General features: G+C 69.2%; 19 protein-coding genes. 13 read left to right on the top strand and 6 right to left on the bottom strand.

Annotated elements, in window-relative coordinates:
- The first annotated feature begins 2 nt into the window (after positions 1–2).
- A complete protein-coding gene (locus AC1DJH_RS10210; RefSeq protein ID WP_478185603.1) occupies positions 3–2048 on the top strand; it encodes a two-component system sensor histidine kinase NtrB in 2046 nt (681 codons plus the stop codon).
- Positions 2049–2093: 45 nt separating this feature from the next.
- On the top strand, positions 2094–2720 hold the full coding sequence (locus tag AC1DJH_RS10205) for a response regulator transcription factor (RefSeq protein WP_478185602.1): 627 nt from the start codon (positions 2094–2096) through the stop codon (positions 2718–2720).
- Positions 2721–2725: 5 nt separating this feature from the next.
- On the opposite strand, the gene AC1DJH_RS10200 is transcribed toward AC1DJH_RS10205, so the two are convergent.
- From AC1DJH_RS10200 to AC1DJH_RS10190, 3 genes are all read right to left on the bottom strand, one after another.
- Positions 2726–3289, bottom strand: coding sequence for an OmpA family protein (locus tag AC1DJH_RS10200; protein ID WP_478185601.1), 564 nt, complete (start codon positions 3287–3289; stop codon positions 2726–2728).
- Between the two features lie 94 nt (positions 3290–3383).
- Positions 3384–4043, bottom strand: coding sequence for a YiaD family glycine zipper/OmpA-like lipoprotein (locus tag AC1DJH_RS10195; RefSeq protein ID WP_472112867.1), 660 nt, complete (start codon positions 4041–4043; stop codon positions 3384–3386).
- 198 nt (positions 4044–4241) lie between these two features.
- Entirely contained in the window at positions 4242–4406 is a 165-nt protein-coding gene (locus AC1DJH_RS10190) for a hypothetical protein (RefSeq protein ID WP_478185600.1), read from the bottom strand.
- Between AC1DJH_RS10190 and mltA the strand changes: the two genes are divergently transcribed.
- Positions 4405–5556, top strand: coding sequence for a murein transglycosylase A (mltA, locus tag AC1DJH_RS10185; RefSeq protein WP_478185599.1), 1152 nt, complete (start codon positions 4405–4407; stop codon positions 5554–5556). The genes AC1DJH_RS10190 and mltA overlap by 2 nt on opposite strands.
- A 127-nt stretch (positions 5557–5683) precedes the next feature.
- On the top strand, positions 5684–7933 hold the full coding sequence (locus AC1DJH_RS10180) for a PhoX family protein (RefSeq protein ID WP_478185598.1): 2250 nt from the start codon (positions 5684–5686) through the stop codon (positions 7931–7933).
- 123 nt (positions 7934–8056) lie between these two features.
- Here AC1DJH_RS10180 and AC1DJH_RS10175 read toward each other — a convergent pair whose 3' ends face one another.
- Positions 8057–8527 (bottom strand): Lrp/AsnC family transcriptional regulator, encoded by a 471-nt coding sequence (locus AC1DJH_RS10175; RefSeq protein WP_435495822.1) that lies wholly within the window; start codon positions 8525–8527, stop codon positions 8057–8059.
- Between the two features lie 105 nt (positions 8528–8632).
- Here AC1DJH_RS10175 and mdeB point away from each other — a divergent pair, with 105 nt between their 5' ends.
- The 9 genes from mdeB (at position 8633) to AC1DJH_RS10130 (ending at position 19085) form a co-directional block, all read left to right on the top strand.
- Positions 8633–11305 (top strand): alpha-ketoglutarate dehydrogenase, encoded by a 2673-nt coding sequence (gene mdeB / locus AC1DJH_RS10170; RefSeq protein ID WP_478185597.1) that lies wholly within the window; start codon positions 8633–8635, stop codon positions 11303–11305.
- A gap of 50 nt (positions 11306–11355) precedes the next feature.
- Positions 11356–12132 (top strand): FadR/GntR family transcriptional regulator, encoded by a 777-nt coding sequence (locus AC1DJH_RS10165; protein ID WP_478185596.1) that lies wholly within the window; start codon positions 11356–11358, stop codon positions 12130–12132.
- Between the two features lie 167 nt (positions 12133–12299).
- A complete protein-coding gene (locus tag AC1DJH_RS10160; RefSeq protein WP_478185595.1) occupies positions 12300–13667 on the top strand; it encodes a GntP family transporter in 1368 nt (455 codons plus the stop codon).
- Between the two features lie 66 nt (positions 13668–13733).
- Positions 13734–14633, top strand: coding sequence for an L-threonate dehydrogenase (gene ltnD, locus AC1DJH_RS10155; protein WP_478185594.1), 900 nt, complete (start codon positions 13734–13736; stop codon positions 14631–14633).
- On the top strand, positions 14630–15901 hold the full coding sequence (otnK, locus tag AC1DJH_RS10150) for a 3-oxo-tetronate kinase (protein WP_478185593.1): 1272 nt from the start codon (positions 14630–14632) through the stop codon (positions 15899–15901). Before ltnD ends, otnK begins: the two co-directional genes overlap by 4 nt.
- Positions 15902–15920: 19 nt before the next feature.
- Positions 15921–16586, top strand: a complete 666-nt coding sequence (locus tag AC1DJH_RS10145) for a class II aldolase/adducin family protein (RefSeq protein WP_478185592.1) — start codon at positions 15921–15923, stop codon at positions 16584–16586.
- Between the two features lie 12 nt (positions 16587–16598).
- Positions 16599–17417, top strand: a complete 819-nt coding sequence (gene otnI, locus AC1DJH_RS10140; RefSeq protein WP_478185591.1) for a 2-oxo-tetronate isomerase — start codon at positions 16599–16601, stop codon at positions 17415–17417.
- A complete protein-coding gene (locus AC1DJH_RS10135) occupies positions 17414–18610 on the top strand; it encodes an amidohydrolase family protein (RefSeq protein WP_478185590.1) in 1197 nt (398 codons plus the stop codon). The genes otnI and AC1DJH_RS10135 overlap by 4 nt, the downstream gene beginning before the upstream one ends.
- A gap of 16 nt (positions 18611–18626) precedes the next feature.
- Positions 18627–19085 (top strand): RidA family protein, encoded by a 459-nt coding sequence (locus AC1DJH_RS10130; protein WP_478185589.1) that lies wholly within the window; start codon positions 18627–18629, stop codon positions 19083–19085.
- Between the two features lie 21 nt (positions 19086–19106).
- Here the strand turns inward: AC1DJH_RS10130 and AC1DJH_RS10125 are convergent, their stop codons facing one another.
- Positions 19107–19775 carry a TetR family transcriptional regulator C-terminal domain-containing protein gene (locus AC1DJH_RS10125; RefSeq protein WP_478185588.1) on the bottom strand — a complete coding sequence of 223 codons (669 nt, stop codon included), beginning with the start codon at positions 19773–19775 and terminating at the stop codon, positions 19107–19109.
- Positions 19772–20737, bottom strand: a complete 966-nt coding sequence (locus AC1DJH_RS10120; protein ID WP_478185587.1) for a PDR/VanB family oxidoreductase — start codon at positions 20735–20737, stop codon at positions 19772–19774. Before AC1DJH_RS10120 ends, AC1DJH_RS10125 begins: the two co-directional genes overlap by 4 nt.
- Positions 20738–20747: the final 10 nt, after the last annotated feature.

Raw genomic sequence — 20747 nt, 5'->3', positions numbered from 1 at the left:
CGATGTCCGACGCGTTGCCGACCGTCGCGCCGCCGCGCGGGGCGCTGCTGGCGTTCGCGCGGCTGCGCTCCCTGTGGCAGCGCTGGTTTCTGTGGCTGCTGCTGGCGGTGCTGGTGTCCGCGTTGCTCGTCACGGTGGTGTGGCTCGCGGGGCGGCACGAGGTCGAGCAGGTGCAGGCCGCGCTCGACCGGGACACCGCCGATGCGGTGTCCGACCTGCGCAGCGGCTTCCAGCGCAACGCGCAGAGCCTGCGCGCCACGCAGGCCCCGGGCGCCGACCGCGCGCTGTGGCCCGACATCGCGGCCTCGCTGCTGCGCGAGCACCGCGAATGGCTGCGCCTCGAATGGCGGGACGCCGCGCTGCGTCCGCTGCAGGCCGTCAACACGCCCTACCGCATGCGCATCCTCGACGAGGCGACCCGCGGCTCCGAGCAGTCCGACGTCGCGCTGGCCTGCGCCGCCGCCCGCAAGCTCGGCGCGCCGGCCTATTCGCCGAGCCACTACGTGCCGATCGCCGGCGGCGGCGGCGTCGAGGTGATGGAGCTGTGCGTGCCGATCGACGCGGGCGGCTACCTCGTGGCCAGCTATTCGCTGCGCGACGCGCTCATCGAGCTGGTCGGCCCCACCCTCACGCGCGGCCAGGAAGTGGCCTTCACCGAGGCCGACGGCACGCGGCTGGTGGCGCTGGGCACCTCGCGGCGCACCGGCACGCGCGTGTTCACGTCCCAGCAGCTCATCGACCTGCCGGGCGCCGCGCTGATGCTGCGCGTGGACGGCTGGCGCGCCGCGCCCGACCTGTTCCCGAACATGCTCACCGCGCTGGTCACGGCGATTTCGATCGCGCTGGTGTCGGTGCTGGTGCTGCTGGCGCGCGACACGCGCCGCCGGCTGCGCGCCGAGCGCGACCTGGCCGACGCGCTGGCCTTTCGCAAGGCGATGGAAGACTCGGTCATCACCGGCCTGCGCGCGCGCGACCTGCAGGGCCGCATCACCTACGTGAACCCGGCCTTCTGCGAGATGGTGGGCTTCAGCCCCGAAGAGCTCATGGCCGACAACACGGAAGCGCCCTATTGGCCCACCGAACTGGCGCACGAATACCAGCAGCGCCAGGCCCGTCGCCTGGCCGGCGGCATGCCGCCGCGCGAGGGCTTCGAGTCGGTCTTCATGCGCAAGGACGGCACGCGTTTTCCGGTGCTGATCTTCGAGGCGCCGCTGATCAACGCGCACAAGGTGCAGACCGGCTGGATGAGCGCGTTCATCGACGTGAGCGAGCAGCGCCGCATCGAGGAGCTCTCGCGCGCCAGCCAGGAGCGCCTGCAGGCCAGCGCGCGGCTGGCCACCGTGGGCGAGATGGCTTCGCTGCTGAGCCACGAGCTCACGCAGCCGCTGGCCGCCATTGCCAGCTATGCGAGCGGCTCGCTCAACCTGCTCGGGCCGAACGCGACGGGCGACCAGGGCGAGGTGGCCATGGCCGTGAAGCGCATCGCCGAGCAGGCCGACCGCGCGGGCCAGGTGATTCGCAGCGTGCACGACTTCGTGCGCCGGCGCGACCGCACGCGCGAGGCCGTGGCGCCGCAGGCGCTGATCGACGCCGTGCTGCCGCTGGTGCGGCTGCAGGCGCGCAAGCTGGGCGTGATCATCGAGGTGGTGCTCGAAGACCGCCTGCCCGCGGCCATGTGCGACCGCACACTGGTCGAGCAGGTGCTGCTGAACCTGGCGCGCAACGCGATGCAGGCCATGGACGGCCCCGACAATGTCGGCAGCCGGGTGCTGCGCCTGCGCGTGGCGCGCGCCGTGGCGGTGGGCGGCACCGGGCAGGAAGACGGCCGGCGCTGGATCGAATTCTCGGTGGCCGACCTGGGCTGCGGCATCAGCACCGAGGTCGCCGAGCGGCTCTTCACGCCCTTCTTCACCACGCGCGCCGACGGCATGGGGCTCGGCCTGAGCCTGTGCCGCACGGTGGTGGAGCAACATGGCGGGGCGCTGGTGTTCGAGCCGAACAAGCCCAGGGGCACCGTCTTCAGATTCACGCTTCCGGCCGCAGGCTGACGGCGCTTTTTTCCATCAACCATTTTTTCTGCTGGACTTCATGGCATGCAACCGCTGATCGATGGCTTGATCTTCATCGTGGACGACGACGCCAGCGTGCGCGAGGCGCTGGCCTGGCTGCTGCGCTCGCGGCGCCTGGCCAGCGAGCATTTCGGCAGTGCCGAGGCGTTCGAGCTGTTCCTCGACCAGGGGCCGCTGCCCGAGCAACCGCTGTGCCTGCTGCTGGACGTGCGCATGCCCGGCACCAGCGGGCTGGTGCTGTTCGACCGCCTGGCCGAGCGCGGCCTGCTGCCCGCGATGCCGGTGATCTTCCTGACGGGGCATGCCGACGTGCCGACGGCCGTGGACGCGGTGAAGCGCGGCGCCTTCGATTTCTGCGAGAAGCCGTTCTCGGACAACGCCCTGGTCGACCGCATCGAGCATGCGCTCGGTGCGTCGCTGCAGGCGCTCGAGCTGCAGCGCCAGCGCCGCGGGCTGGCCGAGCGCGTCGCCGAGCTGACCGACCGCGAGCGCGACGTGATGCGGCTCGTGGTCGAAGGCCTGCCCAACAAGCTGATTGCCGACCAGCTCGCGATCAGCGTGCGCACGGTGGAGGTCCACCGCGCGCGCGTGTTCGACAAGATGGAAGTGAAGTCGGCCGTCGAGCTGGCGAACCGCCTCAGGGACCTCTAGAGCGCTTAGGCCTTTTCCGCCACGAAGATCTCGACGCGGCGGTTCTGTGCGCGGCCTGCCGCCGTGCCGTTGTCCGCCAGCGGTTCGCGCGAGCCGCGGCCGTCGGTGGTGATGACGGTGGTCGACACGCCGCGGCCCACCAGGTGGTTGCGCACGCTGTCGGCACGGCTCACCGAGAGGCGTTCGTTGCCTTCCTCGCTGCCCGTGGCGTCGGTGTGGCCCACCACGCGCACGCTGGCGGCGGTGGCGCTCTTCAGGCCTTCGGCGACCTTGTCGAGCACTTGCGCCAGGTTGCGCTTGACGTTGGAGCGGCCCGTGTCGAACGACAGTTCGTTCGGAATCACCACGTGCAGCTGGTTGTCTGCGGTCTGTTCGATCACCACGCCCGTGCCCTTGGTCGAGGTCTCGAGGTCGGTCTTCAGCGCGGCCAGCCGGGCCGTCCAGCTGTTGGCGGGCCCCGCCGGGGCGGCTGCCGGCGCGGCGGCAGCCGGTGGCGGCGTCTGCGAAGCGCAGCCCGCAATGAACACCAGCGCGGCCGCGGCCGCACTCGCAACAACAAACTTCCTCATGAGTTTCCCTCTCTATGGACCAATGGAACGGTAGCGGGAACCGGCCTTTTATTTTTTTCAGGCACGGCCGGTTTCCCGGTGCGGTGAACGCCGATCAGCCGCGCGGCGCGCGTTCACCCACGTAGATCTCGACGCGGCGGTTCTGCGCCCGGCCGGCGTCGCTGTTGTTGTCGGCAATCGGCTCGTGTGAGCCGCGGCCTTCGATGCGGAAGGCAGCCGCGTTCACGCCGCGCGCCACCAGGTAGTCGCGCGTGCTGGCCGCGCGGTCGACCGACAGCGGGTTGTTGATGGCGTCCGAGCCGGTGCTGTCGGTGTGGCCGATGATGCGCACCTCGGCGTTCGGGTTGTTGCGCAGGCCGTTGGCGAACTGGTCGAGCACGGGCGCGAAGTTCGACTTGATGTTGGCGCGGCCCACGTCGAAGGACACGTCGCTCGGAATCTGCAGCTTCAGTTCGTTGTTCTGCGTTTGCGTCACGGCGATGCCGGTGCCCTGCGTGGCGGCTTCCATCTGGCGCTTCTGGTTTTCCATGCGCTGCGACCACAGGTAGCCGCCCAGTGCGCCGGCTGCCGCGCCGACCACCGCGCCCGTGCCGATGGCACCGCGGTTGCCGCCGGTGGCCGAGCCGATGGCCGCGCCGCCCAGGGCACCGATGCCGGCGCCGATGCCGGTGTTGCGTTGGGTGTCGCTCATGCCGCCGGCGCAGCCGGACAGGATGACGGCGGTGGCGCAGGTGGCGAGTACGAATTTTTTCATGGCATTGCCCTTTCAAGGTTGAATCAATCGGGATGCAGCTTAGCGGCAGGGGCGCACGCGATGGTACGACCTCAAAGCCCTAAGGAAAATAAGAAAAGAGTCGCAAACGCGCATGAATGCTGCGATGATTGCTACTAAAGTAATAGCGTCGAGGTGCTTCTCCCACACCTTCCGGCGGCATCGGGCTACACGAGCAATTCACGGTTTCGGCGGTGGGTTTTTCGGCCCGGAGGCGCCGTGGCCGGCATCGGCCTCGTCCTCGTCGTGCAATTCACCCTTCTTGCGCCCGGAAAACATGGTCCACCAGATGATCAAGATGAACACAAGTCCCGCGGCGAGGGCTTCAAGCAGAATCAAACCCATGAGAAATGGACTCCAGTGGCTGGTCGGGCTCGTGATCGTAGCAACGCTCGCAGCCTGTTCCACCGGCCCGCGTGCGCCCGACGCACCCACCCGCCCTCCCGTCATCACCCCGCCGCGCGACCTCGGTCCGCTCACCGGTTCGCTCGCGCACCCCAAGAGCCGCTGGGTGCCGGTCGGCTGGGCGGAACTGCCGGGCTTCGGCGAAGACCCGTTGCACGAGGCCTGGATCGCGCTGCTGGCCAACTGCGCGCGCCCCAACGCCGCCTTTGCGCCGCTGTGCCGCGACGTGCGCCAGCTCACCATCGCCACCCCCGAAGAGCAGCGCCAGTGGATGACCGACCGGCTGCAGCCCTACCGCGTCGAGGCGCTCAACGGGCAGACCGAAGGCAAGCTCACCAGCTACTACGAGCCCGTGTACGAAGCCTCGCGCGTGCCGAGCGCCGCCTTCAGCGTGCCGATCTACCAGGCGCCGGACGGCCTTGTGCCTCGCCGCCCCTGGTACACCCGCCAGGAAATCGAGACCCTGCCCGAGGCGCAGGCGGCCCTGCGCGGGCGCGAGATCGCGTGGATGGCCGACCCCATCGACGCGCTGATGCTGCACATCCAGGGCTCGGGGCGCCTGCGCATCACCGAGGCCAACGGCTACCAGCACACCGTGCGCGTGGCCTTCTCGGCCACCAACGAGCAGCCGTACCGCAGCGTGCAGCAGTGGCTCATGAGCCAGGGCGTGAGCAAGGTCGGCAAGTGGCCCGACGACACCAAGGCCTGGGCCGTGCAAAACCCGCAGCGCGTGCCGCAATTGCTGTGGAGCAACCCGCGCTACGTGTTCTTCCGCGAGGAAACCATGAGCGAGGTCGACGCCGCCTTCGGTCCGCGCGGTGCACAGGGTGTGCCGCTGACGGCCGGGCGTTCCATCGCGGTCGACCGCGAAAGCATTCCATACGGCACGCCGGTGTGGCTTGCGTCCAACGGGCCGGCGGCGCAGCTGCAGAAGCTGGTGGTGGCGCAGGACACCGGCAGCGCCATCCTCGGCGCCGTGCGCGCCGACTACTTCGCGGGCACCGGCGCCGATGCCGGGCGTCTGGCTGCGAGCATGAACCAGCCGCTGCGGCTGTGGGCGCTGTGGCCGCGGCAACTGCCCGCGCCCTGAACCCACGAACCCGTCAGGTGGATCAATTCAACCTGACGGCCAGCTGAACGTTTCACCAAGTCGTCATACGAAGTGCCTAACTTCGCGGGCTGGTTTCCTTTCCAACCCACGAAGAAAGACATTGCGCATGACCGCAAACACCCGCACCGACGATCTCTCGGTCGACCTCGACGACATCGGCACCAACCCCACGTCGAACCCCTCGTTCTCCGACCTGATCGCCTCGCGCCTGAGCCGCCGCAGCCTGTTCGGCCTGGGTGTGGGTACCGCCGGCACGGCCCTGCTGCAGGCCTGTGGCGGTGGCGGCGGCGGTGGCGCTGCGGCGTTTCCGATCGTGCCGCCAGCGCCCGCTCCGGCCCCGGCACCGGCGCCTGCCCCCGCGCCCACCCCGATGAAGCTCGGCTTCAATGCCGTCGCCAAGAGCCTGGCCGACGCGGTCGCCGTGCCTGCCGGCTACACCGCCAGCGTGCTCTACCGCCTGGGCGACCCGATCGCCTCGGGCGTCGCGGCCTACAAGAACGACGGCACCGACGACGCGACCACCTACGATCGCCGCGCCGGCGACCACCACGACGGCATGACCTTCTTCGGCATGAACGCGTCGAACAAGTGGGACGCCGTGAATGCCTCGCGCGGCCTGCTGGTGATGAACCACGAAGCCATCACACCGGTGTTCCTGCACCCCACGGGCCAGACCACCACCGGCACCGGCAATGCGGCCGTGCGCACGGTCGCCGACGAGGTGCTGCGCGAGTTCTACCTGCACGGCGTGAGCGTGATCGAGGTCAACAAGGCCGGCACCGCGTGGAGCTACAAGCAGGACTCGGCCCTCAACCGCCGCGTCCACACCCTGACCGAGATGAGCTTCTCGGGCCCGGCCGCCAAGACCGACGCCCTGAAGACCAAGTACTCCACCGACGGCAGCAAGACGCGCGGCACGGTCAACAACTGCGCCAACGGGACCACGCCCTGGGGCACGTACCTGACCTGCGAGGAGAACTGGGCCGGCTACTTCCGCCGCATTGCCGCGAACGACAACGCCAACCGCACGGCCAAGGAGCTCGCCTCCTTCAGCCGCTATGGCGTGAGCAGCACCGGGCGCGAACTCTGGGCCACCGTCACGCCCGACACCGCCGACAACCTGTATGGCCGCTGGAACACCGAAGTGCTCGGCGCCACCGCCACCGACGACTTCCGCAACGGCGCCAACACCTACGGCTGGGTGGTCGAGATCGATCCCTTCGCGCCCGCCAGCACGCCGAAGAAGCGCACCGCGCTGGGCCGCTTCGGCCATGAAGGCGCCTGCCTCGGCCCGGTCGTGGCCGGCAAGCCGCTAGTCTGGTACATGGGCGACGACTCGCAGAACGAGTACCTGTACAAGTTCGTCTCCACCAAGGCCTGGGACGCGGCCGACATCGGCGGCGGCATCGCGGCCGGCGACAAGTACATGGACGACGGCAAGCTCTACGTCGCCAAGTTCAAGGCCGACGGCACGGGCGACTGGCTGGAGCTGAAGCTGGGCGTCAACGGCATCACCGCGGCCAACACGGCCTTTGCGTTCACCGACGCGACCGAAGTGCTGATCCACACCCGCCTGGCGGCCGACGTCGCTGGCGCCACGAAGATGGACCGCCCCGAGTGGACCGCGGTCAATCCGAAGAACGGCGAGGTGTACCTCACGCTGACCAACAACGCAGCCCGCACGATCAACGGCGTCAACGCCATCGACGCCGCCAACCCGCGTTACTACAACGACCCCAAGGGCGCGACCGCGCAGACGGGCAACCCGAACGGCCACATCGTGCGCTTCGCCGACGCCGGCAACAACCCGGCGGCCGTCACCTTCACCTGGGACGTGTACCTCTTCGGCGCGCGCTCGACCGCGTCTGCCGACGTGAATGTGTCCGCCCTGGGTGCCGACAACGACTTCTCCAGCCCCGACGGCATGTGGTTCAGCCAGGCTGCGCCCGGCCTGCTGTGGCTGGAGACCGACGACGGCAAGTACACCGACGTCACCAACTGCATGCTGCTGGCGGCACTGCCGGGCAAGGTCGGCGACGGTGGGGCCAAGACCATCACCAACTTCAACGGCGCCACCACGGTCCAGCAGCCCACCTTCGTCGGCAAGGCCCCGGGTACCGACGGCCTGCGTCGTTTCCTGGTGGGCCCGGTGGACTGCGAGATCACCGGCATCGCCGAATCGGGCGACGGCCGCGCGCTGTTCGTGAACATCCAGCATCCGGGCGAGAACACGGCGAAGGCCGACATCGGCACCCCGGGCAAGTTCCTCAGCCACTGGCCGGAAGGCGGCAACGCCCGCCCGCGCTCGGCGACCGTGGTGATCACCAAGAACGACGGCGGCCTGATCGGTCTCTGAAGAATCCCGGGCACTTTTTCAGGAACACCGAGGAACCGGCTTTGCCGGGCCTGCGGTGTTGCCCCCGGCGAGGGGGGAGAAGAAGCGACACGAAGTGCGCGAAGCCTGGGGGAGTGCCTGCCTCTACGGCGCTGCCGGCAACGGCAGCGCCGTTTTGTATCTGACCTGCTTGAGTGCAAAGCTCGAGCGGATCTTCTCGATCCCTGGAATCGGCGTGAGCTGTTCCATGATGAATTTCTCCAGCGCCGCCATGTCGGCCACCGCGATGCGGATCAGGTAGTCGCGGTCACCCGTCATCAGGTAGCACTCCATCACCTCGTCGTGCTCGGCGATGCGCTGCTCGAAGTCGGCGAGCGACTGCTTGCTCTGCGTGCGCAGGCTGATCGAGATGAACACGTTCAGGCCCAGGCCCAGCGCCTTCGGATTCGCCAGCGCCACGTAGCGGTCGATCACGCCGCCGGTTTCGAGCGCCTTCACGCGCGACAGGCACGGCGAGGGCGACAGGTGCACACGGCGCGCGAGCTCCACGTTGGACAGCGCGCCGTCGCGCTGCAGTTCGTCGAGGATGCGCAAGTCGATGGCGTCGAGTTGCATGAAATGCTGTCTCCAATAGTGTTTGAAAAATTTTATGCTGCGACGCTCGCATGGAATTGCCTGCGCCGGTAGCCAATTCTTCGGGGTGCGGCCTAAAGTGCCGGTATGAACGCCCCGATCTCGCCCGACCAGATGCGCGCCCTGCTGCTCGATACGTCGCAGACCCCGCTGTCGCACGACCCCGACCCCACGGAAACCGCCGAATGGCGCGACGCCTTCCTGGCGCTGGCGCAAACGCAGGGGCCGCAGCGCGCCCGGCAGATGCTGGTCGAACTGGCCCGCCTGGCGCGCCAGCAGCGCATCGGCTGGCAGCCCGAGCTGGCCACGCCGTACGTCAACACCATCGCGGTGGAAGACCAGCCGCCGTTCCCGGGCGACCTTGCCCTGGAAGAAAAGCTCGCCTCTCTGATGCGGTGGAACGCACTCGCGATGGTGGCCAAGGCCAACCAGGCCTATGGCGAACTCGGCGGCCACATCGCCAGCTACGCCAGCGCGGCCGACCTGTTCGAGACCGGCTTCAACCATTTCTTCCATGCACGCAGCGCGCAGCACCGCGGCGACCTGGTGTTCTTCCAGCCGCACAGCGCGCCCGGTGTGTATGCCCGCGCGTACCTCGAAGGCCGCCTGAGCGAAGAAGACCTGAAGCACTACCGCCAGGAGCTCACCGCCCCCGCCTTCACAGAAGGCAGCGGCGCGCGCGGCTTGAGCAGCTACCCGCATCCGTACCTGATGCCGGACTTCTGGCAGTTCCCCACCGGCTCGATGGGCATCGGCCCCATCAGCTCGATCTATCACGCGCGCTTCATGCGCTACCTCACGCACCGCAACCTGCTCAATTGCGAAGGCCGGAAAGTGTGGGGCGTGTTCGGCGACGGCGAGATGGACGAGCCCGAGTCGATGAGCGCGCTCACGCTCGCCGCGCGCGAAAAGCTCGACAACCTCGTGTGGGTCGTCAACTGCAACCTGCAGCGCCTGGACGGGCCGGTGCGCGGCAACGGCCGCATCATCGACGAGCTCGAGAAGCTCTTTGCCGGCGCGGGCTGGAACGTCGTCAAGCTGGTGTGGGGCAGCGACTGGGACGGCCTGTTCGCGCAGGACGTGAGCGGTGCCCTGGCCCGCGTGTTCGCCGAAACCGTCGACGGCCAGATGCAGACCTTCGCGGCCAAGGACGGCCGCTTCAACCGCGACAACTTCTTCGGCCAGAACCCCGAGCTCGCGCGCCTGGCCGAAGGCATGACCGACGAGCAGATCGACCGCCTGAAGCGCGGCGGCCACGACTTGGTGAAGATCCACGCCGCCTATGCCGCGGCGGCCAAGCACAAGGGCCAGCCCACCGTCATCCTCGCCCACACCAAGAAGGGCTACGGCATGGGCAGCGCCGCGCAGGGCAAGATGACCACGCACTCGCACAAGAAGATGGGCGACGTGGACCTCATCGAATTCCGCGACCGTTTCAACCTGCCGCTGACCGACGCGCAGGCCACCGCGATGGACTTCTACCGCCCGGCCGAAGACAGCGCCGAGATGCGCTACCTGCGCCAGCACCGCGAATCGCTCGGTGGCGCCATGCCGCGCCGCGAGACCGCCTGCGACGTGGTGCCCAAGCCCGACATCGCGAGCTACGCGCAGTTCGCCACCGCTGCGGCGGGCAAGGAAATGAGCACCACCATGGCCTTCGTGCGCATGCTGGGCAACCTCATGAAGGACCCGGCCCTGGGCCCGCGCATCGTGCCGATCGTGGCCGACGAGGCGCGCACCTTCGGCATGGCGAACCTGTTCAAGCAGGTGGGCATCTATTCGAGCGTGGGCCAGCGCTATGCGCCGGAAGACATCGGCTCGGTGCTGAGCTACCGCGAAGCCACCGACGGGCAGATCCTGGAAGAGGGCATCAGCGAAGCCGGCGCCATCGCCAGCTGGACGGCCGCGGCCACCAGCTACAGCGTGCACGGCCTGGCCATGCTGCCGTTCTACATCTACTACTCGATGTTCGGCTTCCAGCGCGTGGGCGATGCCATCTGGGCCGCGGCCGACCAGCGTGCGCGCGGCTTCCTGCTGGGCGCCACGTCGGGCCGCACCACGCTCGGCGGCGAAGGCCTGCAGCACCAGGACGGCAGCAGCCACCTGGTGGCCGCGACCATCCCGAACTGCAAGGCCTACGACCCGGCCTACGCGGGCGAGATGGCGGTGATCGTCGACGCCGGCATCCGCGAAATGATGGTCGAGCAGAAGGACGTTTTCTATTACGTCACGCTCATGAACGAAAACTACGCGCAGCCCGACGTGCCCGCGGGCGCGGAAGGCGACATCCTGCGCGGGTGCTATCGCTTCGGCGTCTACGCGCCCACTTCGGGCAAGGCGAAGAAGAAGGTCACGCTGATGGGCTCGGGTGCCATCCTCACCGAGGTCGTGAAGGCCGCGCAGCTGCTGGCCGACGAAGGCATCGAGGCCGAGGTGTTCAGCGTCACGAGCTGGAGCGAACTCGCGCGCGACGGCGTGGCGTGCGAACAGCGGGCGATCGCGGGCGAACAGGCCGGCGAAGAGGCCGGCGTGCCGTTCGTCGCGCAGCAGCTCGGCGCAGGCAAGGGCCCGATCGTCGCCGCCACCGACTACGTGCGCAGCGTGCCCGAGAGCGTGCGCGCCTTCCTGCCCGAAGGCCGTCGCTACCTCACGCTGGGCACCGACGGCTTCGGCCGCAGCGACACGCGCGCGGCATTGCGCGGGTTCTTCGGGGTGGATGCGCAGAGCATCGCGCGGGCGGCGCGGCACGCGCTGGGCTGAGCATGCCGCGGGCGGAGGACGCGCAGGCCTGCGTTAGAGTCGCGCGTTCGATGGCAACCCGCTTCCAATCCCTCGCCCCCACCGTCCGCCTGGCCGACCAGGTGGCCGATGCGCTCGCGGCCGAGGTGCGCAGCGGGCGCCTCTCCGAAGGCGACCGGCTGCCGACCGAGGCGGTGCTCGCCGAGCAGTTCGGCGTGAGCCGCACCGTGGTGCGCGAGGCGGTCTCGCGGCTCAAGTCGCTGGGGCTCGTGGATTCGCGCCAGGGCAGCGGCGTGTATGTGCGTGCCGCCGGCGTCGAGCCGCTGCGCTTCGAAATGCCGCATGTGGCCTCGCGCGAAGCAGTGATCCAGATGGTCGAGCTGCGCCGCGCGCTCGAAGCCGAAGTGGCCGCGCTGGCGGCCGAGCGCCGCACCCCCGACGATGTGCAACGCATCCGCGAGGCCATCGAGGCGCTGCATGCGGCGGTGGCCGCCGGTGGCAACGGTGCGGACGAAGACGTGCGCTTTCACCGCGCCATCGCCGAGGCCGCGCGCAACCCCTTTCTGATCGGCACGCTGCAATACCTGCGGCAGTTCCTGCACGGCGCCACGCGCGTCACCCGCGCCAACGAGGCGCGCCGCGCGGACTTCGCGCGCGAGGTTGCGCAAGAGCACGCGCGGATCGTCGAAGCCATCGAGGCCGGCGATGCGCTCGGCGCCCGCGAGGCCGCCAAGTCCCACATGGACAACGCCATCCGCCGCATCGAGCAGGCCGACCCGGCCTTCTGGCGGCAGGAGGGCGCGCAGCTCGCGCGGCCGCTGGTCGAAGGCTGGCCTGTGGGCAAGTAAGAAGCAAACGAGGTGCTCTTTGCGGGTTTACCCGGGGCCGGCAACTTGTCTCAAATTTGTATGATGACCTGACAAATCAATCGCAACGCGGGTCGCCGACTTCGCAAAGATTCAGCTGAACTGAACGCGCCCCGACCCCGTCCATCCACTCCTGGCCGTTCCATTCCATGTCCACGCCCGTTCTTCTCGGCATTGCCGCCGCCGGCATCGCACTGCTGCTGCTGCTCATCATCCGTTTCCAGGTGCACGCGTTCATCGCCATGATGTTGGTGAGCTTTCTGGTGGCCCTGGCGGCCGGTTTGCCGATCGCCGAGATCATTCCCACGCTGATCAGCGGCATGGGCGGCACGCTCGGCTCGGTGGCGATCCTGGTCGCGCTGGGCGCGATGCTGGGCCGGATGATCGAGGTCTCGGGCGGCGCGGGCAGCATGGCGACGCGCTTCACCGTCTGGCTGGGCCCCCGACGGGTGCCGGCCGCGCTGACGGCTGCCGCGCTGGTGCTGTCGATACCGGTCTTCTTCGACGTCGGCTTCATCATCCTGGTGCCCATCATCTACGGCTTCTGCAAGGCGGCCGGGGTCGATCCGGTGAAGTTCGGCCTGCCGGTGGCGGGCATCATGCTGGCCACCCACGTCGTGGTGCCGCCGCACCCGGGCATCGTGGGCGGCGCGGCCGTGCTCAAGGCCGACATCGGCTGGATCACGCTGATCGGCCTGGGCATCTGCCTGGTGCTGGCGGTGCTCTCGCAGTTCGTCTCGCGCTGGCTCAACCGCAAGCGCTACGCGATGCTGCCGACCACGGCCGAGCAGTTCGCCGCCTTCGACGCGGGCGCCGACGCCTCGGCACGCCAGAAGCTGCAGGCACCGGGCGTGGGGGTGGTGCTCACGCTGATCGCCGTCCCGCTGCTGCTGATCATGATCGGCACGACCGGCGCCACCTTGCTGCCCAAGGCCGATCCGATGCGCAACATGCTGGGCTTCATCGGGTCCCCGATCTTTGCGCTGATGGTCGCCATCGGCCTGGCCTTCTGGCTGATCGCCAGGCGCCAGGGCTGGTCGAAGGCGCACACCAACGAAGTCATGGAATCGGCCCTGCCGCCGGCCGCCACCGTGATCCTGGTGACGGGGGCGGGCGGTGTGTTCGCCAAGGTGCTGACGGCCACGGGCATCGGCGCGGCACTGTCGCAGAGCATCGCGGCGGCGCACCTGCCGTTGATCCTCGCGGCCTTCGTGATCTCGCTGGCGCTGCGCGCCGCGCAGGGGTCGGCCACCGTCGCCATCCTCACCACCTGCGGCCTGCTGGCCGAGGCCGTCGCGGCGGGCGGCTACAGCGCCGTGCAAGTGGCCTTGCTGGCCGTGGCCATCGGCTTCGGCGGCCTGGGCCTGTCGCACGTGAACGACTCCGGCTTCTGGATCGTGACCCGCTACCTGGGCCTGAGCGTGGCCGACGGCCTGCGCAGCTGGACGGTACTGACCACGGTGCTCGGCGTTGCCGGCTTCCTGATGACGGCCGTGTTGTGGGCGCTGGCGACCTGACCGGGGTTTTCCCGCGCCGCGCCGTCTGATCCTTCCTTCTTCATCCTTCCAGAGAAACAATCCAGCATGACTTCCAAAAATGTCGGCGTGATCGGGCTCGGCGCCATGGGCCTGGGCATTGCCAAGACGCTGCGCGGCAACGGGTTCAACGTGCACGTGTGCGACGTGCGCCCCGGCGCGGCGGACGCTTTTGCGAGCGAAGGCGGCGTGGCCTGCGCATCGCCCGCCGCCCTGGCCGCCGCCTGCCCGGTGCTGGTGTCGGTGGTCGTGAACGCGGCACAGACCGAATCGGTGCTGTTCGGCGAGAACGGCGCCGCCGCCGCGATGCCGGCCGGCAGCACCTTCGTGATGTGCTCGACCGTCGACCCGAACTGGTCGATCGCGCTCGAAGCCCGGCTCCAGGCGCAGGGCGTGAACTACGTCGACGCGCCGATCTCCGGCGGCGCCGCCAAGGCGGCCTCGGGCCAGATGACGATGATGACCTCGGCCAGGCCTGCGGCCTACGCCGCGGCCGACGCCGTGCTCGACGCGATGGCCGGCAAGGTCTACCGCCTGGGCGATGGCGCCGGCGCCGGCAGCAAGGTGAAGATCATCAACCAGTTGCTCGCCGGCGTGCACATCGCCGCGGCGGCCGAAGCCATGGCGCTGGGCCTGCGCGAGGGCGTGGACGCCGCCGCGCTGTACGAGGTCATCACGAACAGCGCCGGCAACAGCTGGATGTTCGAGAACCGCATGGCCCACGTGCTGGCCGCCGACTACACGCCGCTGTCGGCCGTGGACATCTTCGTGAAGGACCTGGGCCTGGTGCTCGACACCGCGCGCGCCAGCAAATTCCCGCTGCCGCTGGCCTCGACCGCGCACCAGATGTTCATGCAGGCCTCGACCGCCGGCTTTGCCAAGGAAGACGACAGCGCCGTCATCAAGATCTTCCCGGGCATCGAGTTGCCCAAGGGCAAGAAGGCATGAGCGCCATCAAGCTCGGCTGCATCGCCGACGACTTCACCGGCGCGACCGACCTGGCCAACAACCTGGTGCGCGCCGGCATGCGCGTGGTGCAGACCATCGGCGTGCCGGCCGGCCCGCTGGACGCCGATGTCGACGCCGTGGTGGTCGCGCTCAAGTCGCGCACCATCGCCCCGGCCGACGCGGTCGCGCAATCGCTGGACGCCCTGCGCTGGTTGCAGGCACAGGGTGCCCAGCAGATCTACTTCAAGTACTGCTCCACCTTCGACAGCACGGCGAAAGGCAACATCGGCCCCGTCGCCGAGGCGCTGATGGACGCGCTGCAATGCGACTTCACCATTGCCACGCCCGCCTTCCCCGACAACAAGCGCACCGTGTTCAAGGGCTACCTGTTCGCGGGCGATGTATTGCTCAACGAGAGCGGCATGCAGAACCATCCGCTCACGCCGATGACCGACCCGAACCTGGTGCGCGTGCTGCAGGCGCAGTGCACGCGCAAGGTGGGGCTGGTCGACTACACGGTGGTCGCGCGCGGTGCCGAGGCCATCGACGCGCGCATCGCCCAGCTGAAGGCCGAGGGCGTGTCGATCGCCATCGTCGATGCGGTGTCGAACGACGACCTGCTGCGCATGGGCCCGGCCCTCGCGAAGTTGCCGTTGCTCACGGCGGGCTCGGGCGTGGCCATCGGCCTGCCAGCCAACTTCGGCCTTGCGCCGTCGTCGCAGGCCAGCGCGTTGCCGAAGGCCGGCGGCAAGACGGCGGTGGTCTCGGGCAGTTGCTCGCTGGCCACCAACCGCCAGGTGCATGACTTCATCGAGCGCGGCGGCGCGGCGATGGCCGTCGACCCGTTGCGCATCGCGGCGGGCGTGGATGTCGCGGCCGAGGTGCTGGCCTGGGCCGCACCGCTGATCGACAAGGGGCCGGTCCTCGTCTACTCCACCGCCGAAGCCGGTGCCGTGAAATCGGTACAGGGCCGGCTCGGCGTGGAAGAAGCGGGCGCCATGGTCGAACGCACCATCGCCGCCATCGCGCGCGGCCTGGTCGAGCGCGGCGTGCATCAACTGGTGGTGGCCGGCGGCGAGACTTCGGGCGCCTGTGTGCAGGCGCTGGGCATCGCGCAGATGCAGATCGGCCCGCAGATCGACCCGGGTGTGCCGTGGTGCCATGCGCGCTCTCCCGCCGCACCGCAGACGGGGCTGCACATTGCGCTGAAGTCCGGCAACTTCGGCAGCGATGATTTCTTTACCAAGGCCTTTGCGGTGCTTGGATGACCTCCGCGGTGGTTGTGACATGAACGAAACCCAAGCCCGAGAAGAAATCTGCAGAGTCGGCCGCAGCCTGTTCGAGCGCGGCTACGTGCACGCAACGGCAGGCAACATCAGCGTGCGGCTGGACGACGGCTACCTCATCACGCCGACCGATGCCTGCCTGGGCTTTCTGGACCCCGCGCGTCTGGCCAGGCTCGATGCGCAAGGCCAGCAGACCAGCGGTGACCGCGCCAGCAAGACCATCGCGCTGCACACGCGCATCTACGCCGCCGCGCGCAAGTTCGACGCGAACACCGCCTGCGTCATCCACACCCACAGCACCCACTGCGTGGCGCTCACGCTGAACGAACCGGGCGACGAACTGCTGCCCGCACTCACGCCGTACTTCGTGATGAAAGTCGGCCATGTGCCCGTCATGGCGTACCACCGTCCCGGCGCACCCGACGCGGCCGAACAGGTGGCACAGGCCATCGAACGCCTGGGCAACGCCGGCACGCCCATCCGCGCCGTGATGCTCACGCGCCTGGGCCCCAACGTGTGGCACGACACGCCCGCCGCGGCCATGTCCGTGCTCGAGGAACTCGAGGAAACCGCCCGGCTCCAGATGCTCGCGCAGGCTTCAAGACCCGTGCCCCTGAACGCCGATCAGATCGATGAACTGCGCCGCACCTTCGGCGCACGCTGGTAGTACAAACACCCCATGCCCCAATTCGCCGCCAACCTCTCGATGCTCTACCCGGAGCTCGCCTTCCTCGATCGCTTCGATGCCGCCGCGAAAGACGGCTTCAAGGCCGTGGAGTACCTCTTTCCGTACGACTTCGCGCAGAGCGACATCGTGGCGCGCCTGAAGCACAACGGCCTGCAGCAGGTGCTGTTCAACGGCCCGCCCGGCGACTGGAACGCCGGCGAGCGCGGCCTGGCCTGCCTGCCCGGGCGCGATGCCGAGTTTCGCGAAGGCATTGCCCGCGCGATCGACTACGCCGTGGCGCTCGACTGCCCGCGCATCCACGTCATGGCCGGCCTCGTGCCCGAAGGGCTCGAGCGCGACGCGCTGCAGCCGGTGTACCTCGACAACCTGCGCTGGGCCGCGACGGAAGCCGCCAAGGCCGGCCGCGACGTGCTGATCGAGCCGATCAACACGCGCGACATTCCGGGCTTCTTCCTCAACCGGCAAGACCATGCGCACGAGATCGTCGAGGCGGTCGGCGCGCCCAACCTCAAGGTGCAGATGGACCTGTACCACTGCCAGATCGTCGAGGGCGACGTGGCGATGAAGATCCGCAAGTACCTGCCCACCGGCCGCGTCGGCCACATCCAGATCGCGGGCGTGCCCGACCGGCACGAGCCCGACCTCGGCGAGCAGAACTACCCCTACCTGTTCGACGTGCTCGACGAGGTGTCGGCGCAGTGCGGGTGGCAGGGCTGGGTCGGTTGCGAGTACCGGCCCAGGCGCGGTTCAGAGCCCGGCGGCACCTCCGCGGGCCTGGGCTGGTTGCGCGCATTGCAGCAACGCGCATGAGGCTCGAAGCGCTGCGCATTCCGGCGCCGCTGCGCGGCTTTGCGGCGGGCGATGCGCAGGTCTTCGATGTCACGCTCGAGGGCGACAGGGTCGCGGCCATCGCGCCCAGCGCCTCGCAGGCACAGGCGCGCGGCACCCTGCTGAGTGCCTTGGTCGAAGCGCATGCGCACATCGACAAGAACTACACCGTGCAGGACGTGGGCGCGGCGCAGGGCAACCTGTTCGCGGCCATCGAGCGCATGAACAGGCACCGCGACAGCTGGACCGGCGCGTCGCTGCGCCTGCGCATGGAGCGCGCGCTGCAAGACGCGTGGCACTCGGGCACGCGCGCGCTGCGCACGCACCTGGACTGGGTGCAGGCCGAACCGCCGGCCGCGCTGGCCGTGTTCGAAGCGCTGCGTGACGAATGGCGCGGGCGCGTCGCGCTGCAGTTCGTGTCGCTCACGCCGCTCGACCTGTTCGCCGACCTGGCGGCGGGCGAGCGCATCGCGCGCGAGGTGAAGCGCGCGGGCGGCACGCTCGGCGCGTTCGTCTACCGCAACGACGGCATCGTGCACAAGCTGGGGCGCGTGTTCGACCTGGCGCAGCAGCACGAACTGGGGCTCGACTTTCATGTGGACGAGGGCCTCGACGTGGAGGCCGGCGGGCTGCGCAGCATCGCGCAGCTGGTGCGTGCGCGCGACTTCCGCCACGGCGTGGTTTGCGGCCATTGCTGCTCGCTGTCGGTGCAGGACGAGGCGGTCGCCCACGAAACACTCGCGCTGTGCGCCGGCGCGGGCCTGCACCTGGTCGCGCTGCCCACCACCAACCTCTACCTGCAGGGCGCATGGGACGGCACACCGGTGCCGCGCGGCATCACGCGCATCCGCGAGGCGGCGGCACGGGGCTTGCGTGCGAGCCTGGCAACCGACAACGTGCAGGACGCCTTCTACCCTTACGGCAGCTACGACCTGCTGGAGAGCTTCGGCCTCGGCGTGCAGATGGCGCACCTGGCACCGGCCTCCGACTGGCTCGACGCCGTCACCGTGAGCCCCGCCAAGGCGCTGGGGCTCGCATGGGACGGGCGCATTGCGCCGGGCTGCCCGGCGGACCTGCTGGTGTTGGCGGCCACCGACGAACACGAACTCATCGGCCCGCGCGGACGGCAACGCACCGTCATCCGCGCAGGCCGTGTGCTCGATGCCTTGAAATGAATCCGGAGAACACCCCATGAGCATGGGCAAGCCAATGGCCAACTACGCTGCCGCCAAGCGCGTCGGCGATTTCGTCTTCATGAGCGGCGTGGTCGCCGTCGACCCGGCCACGCGCCGCGCCGTCGCCGGCTACGACGCCATTCCCGAATCCGCCCGCACCGCGCTGCAGGGCGTGGGCTACGCCACGGGCCAGATGTCGGTCGACGTGTTCGAGGCGCCCATCGTGGCGCAGAGCTGGTTCGTGCTGGAACGCATCCGCCAGATCGCCGCGGAGCACGGCGGCACGATGGAAGACGTGGTGAAGCTGGTGCAGTACTTTCGCCACCTGCCGCACTACGCGTTCTACAACCGCGTGCGCGGCCTGTTCTATCCGGGCGAGCCGCCGGTGAGCACGGTGGTCGAGGTGTCGCGCTTCCTGCCCGGCGACGAGGTGCTGGTGGAAGTCGAAGCCACCATGTACCTGCCCCGGCGCTGACAAGGCGCCGACGAGCCGCGTCTACTTGACGCCCGCGCCCTTCAGCAGGAACTCGGTCACCTGCTCGATCAGGTAGCGCCGGTCTTTCTCGTCGCCCTGGCGCGCCGCGTCGCGGTAGTACGCGGCCTGCGTGGCGTGGTCGGCGTAGAACTGCGTCACGGCCCAGATGTGGAACAGCACCAGCATCGGGTCGGCGCTGTCCATCAGGCCCTGGTTCATCCAGTTCCGGATCACGGCGGCGGCCTGGTCGGTGCGCTGCTTGCTCGTGTCCATCATGTCGTTGATGACCGGCGCGCCGCGCATCATCTCGGCCGTGAAGATGCGGGAACGCAGCGGGTGCTCGAACGAGAACACCATCTTGCGGTGGATCAGGTCGCCCAGCACCTTGCGCGGGCCGAAGGCCTCGTCGCTGAAGCCGAACACCACGATCCAGTCGGTCAGGATGTCCTGCAGCACCTGCCGGTACAGCGCCTCCTTGCTCTCGATGTAGTAGTGCAGCTGCGCCTTCGACAAGCCGGCCTTGTCGGCGATGGCCTGCGTCGACGCGCCGGCCAGCCCTTCGCTGGCGAACACCTCGATGGCGGCCTGGTTGATGAGGCCGAGCACCTGCGTGTACTTGCGCGAGCGACCGCGCGTGGCGGGCGCGTCGGCTTCGCTCTCTTCGGTGGCGGCGGGCGGGCGTGCGCTCACAGCTGCAGCACCAGTTCCGTGCCCTTGGCGCGCGAGCAGCACAGGGCCACCTTGTGGCGGCGCTCGCTGCCCGTGAGGCAGAAGTCGCGGTGCTCCGCGCCTTCGCCGTCGCCCTCGACCACGCAGGTGCCGCACAGGCCCTGCTGGCACGACACGGGAATGTCGATGCCCACTTCATGCAGCGCATCGACGGCGGTCTGGTCCGCGGCCACCGGCACGCGGATGCCGCGCTTCGCGAGCATCAGCGTGAAGGGCAGGCCGGTGCCGGTGGCGGCGTCGGTCGGTGCTGCGAAGTACTCGGCATGCAAGGCGTCTTCCGGCCAGTGCGCGGCGGCGTCGCGCACCGCCTGCATGAAGCCGCCCGGGCCGCACACGTAGAGGTGCGTGCCCGGGGCACGGTCGGCCAGCAGCGCGTGCAGGTCGATGCGCTGCGTGGCGTCGCCCTGGTCGAGGTGCAGGCGCAGGTGCGGCGCTAGCGCTGCGTCGCGCAGCGCGTCGACGAACGCCAGGTGTTCCTCGCTGCGCGCGAACACGCACAGCGTGAACGCAGCGCCGCGCGCGGCCAGCGCCTGCGCCATCGCCAGCAGCGGCGTCATGCCGATGCCGCCGGCCAGCAGCAGGTGGTGCGTGGCTTCTTCGCGCAATGGAAAGGTGTTGCGCGGCGCGCTGATCGACAGCAGGTCGCCTTCGCGCACGCGCTCGTGCATCGAGGCCGAGCCGCCGCGGCTCGCCGCCTCGCGCTTCACGCCGATCACGTACGGGCCGGCATCGCAGGAAGCAGGCGCGCGCGCCAGCGAGTACTGCCGCGAAAAGCCGCCCGGCATGTGCACGTCGATGTGCGCGCCTGCCTCGTACGACGGCAGCGGCCGGCCCCACGGGTGGGCCAGCTCGAAGGCCAGGATTTCCGGCGTCTGCCGCGAGATGCGTGCGACGCGCACGGTCAGCGTGCGTTCGAGGCTCATGGAAGGGCTC

It is taken from the genome of Variovorax sp. 10N412 (assembly GCF_056394985.1).
The sequence above is the reverse complement of the archived record's forward strand: the minus strand, read 5'-3'. Positions and strand labels throughout refer to the sequence as shown.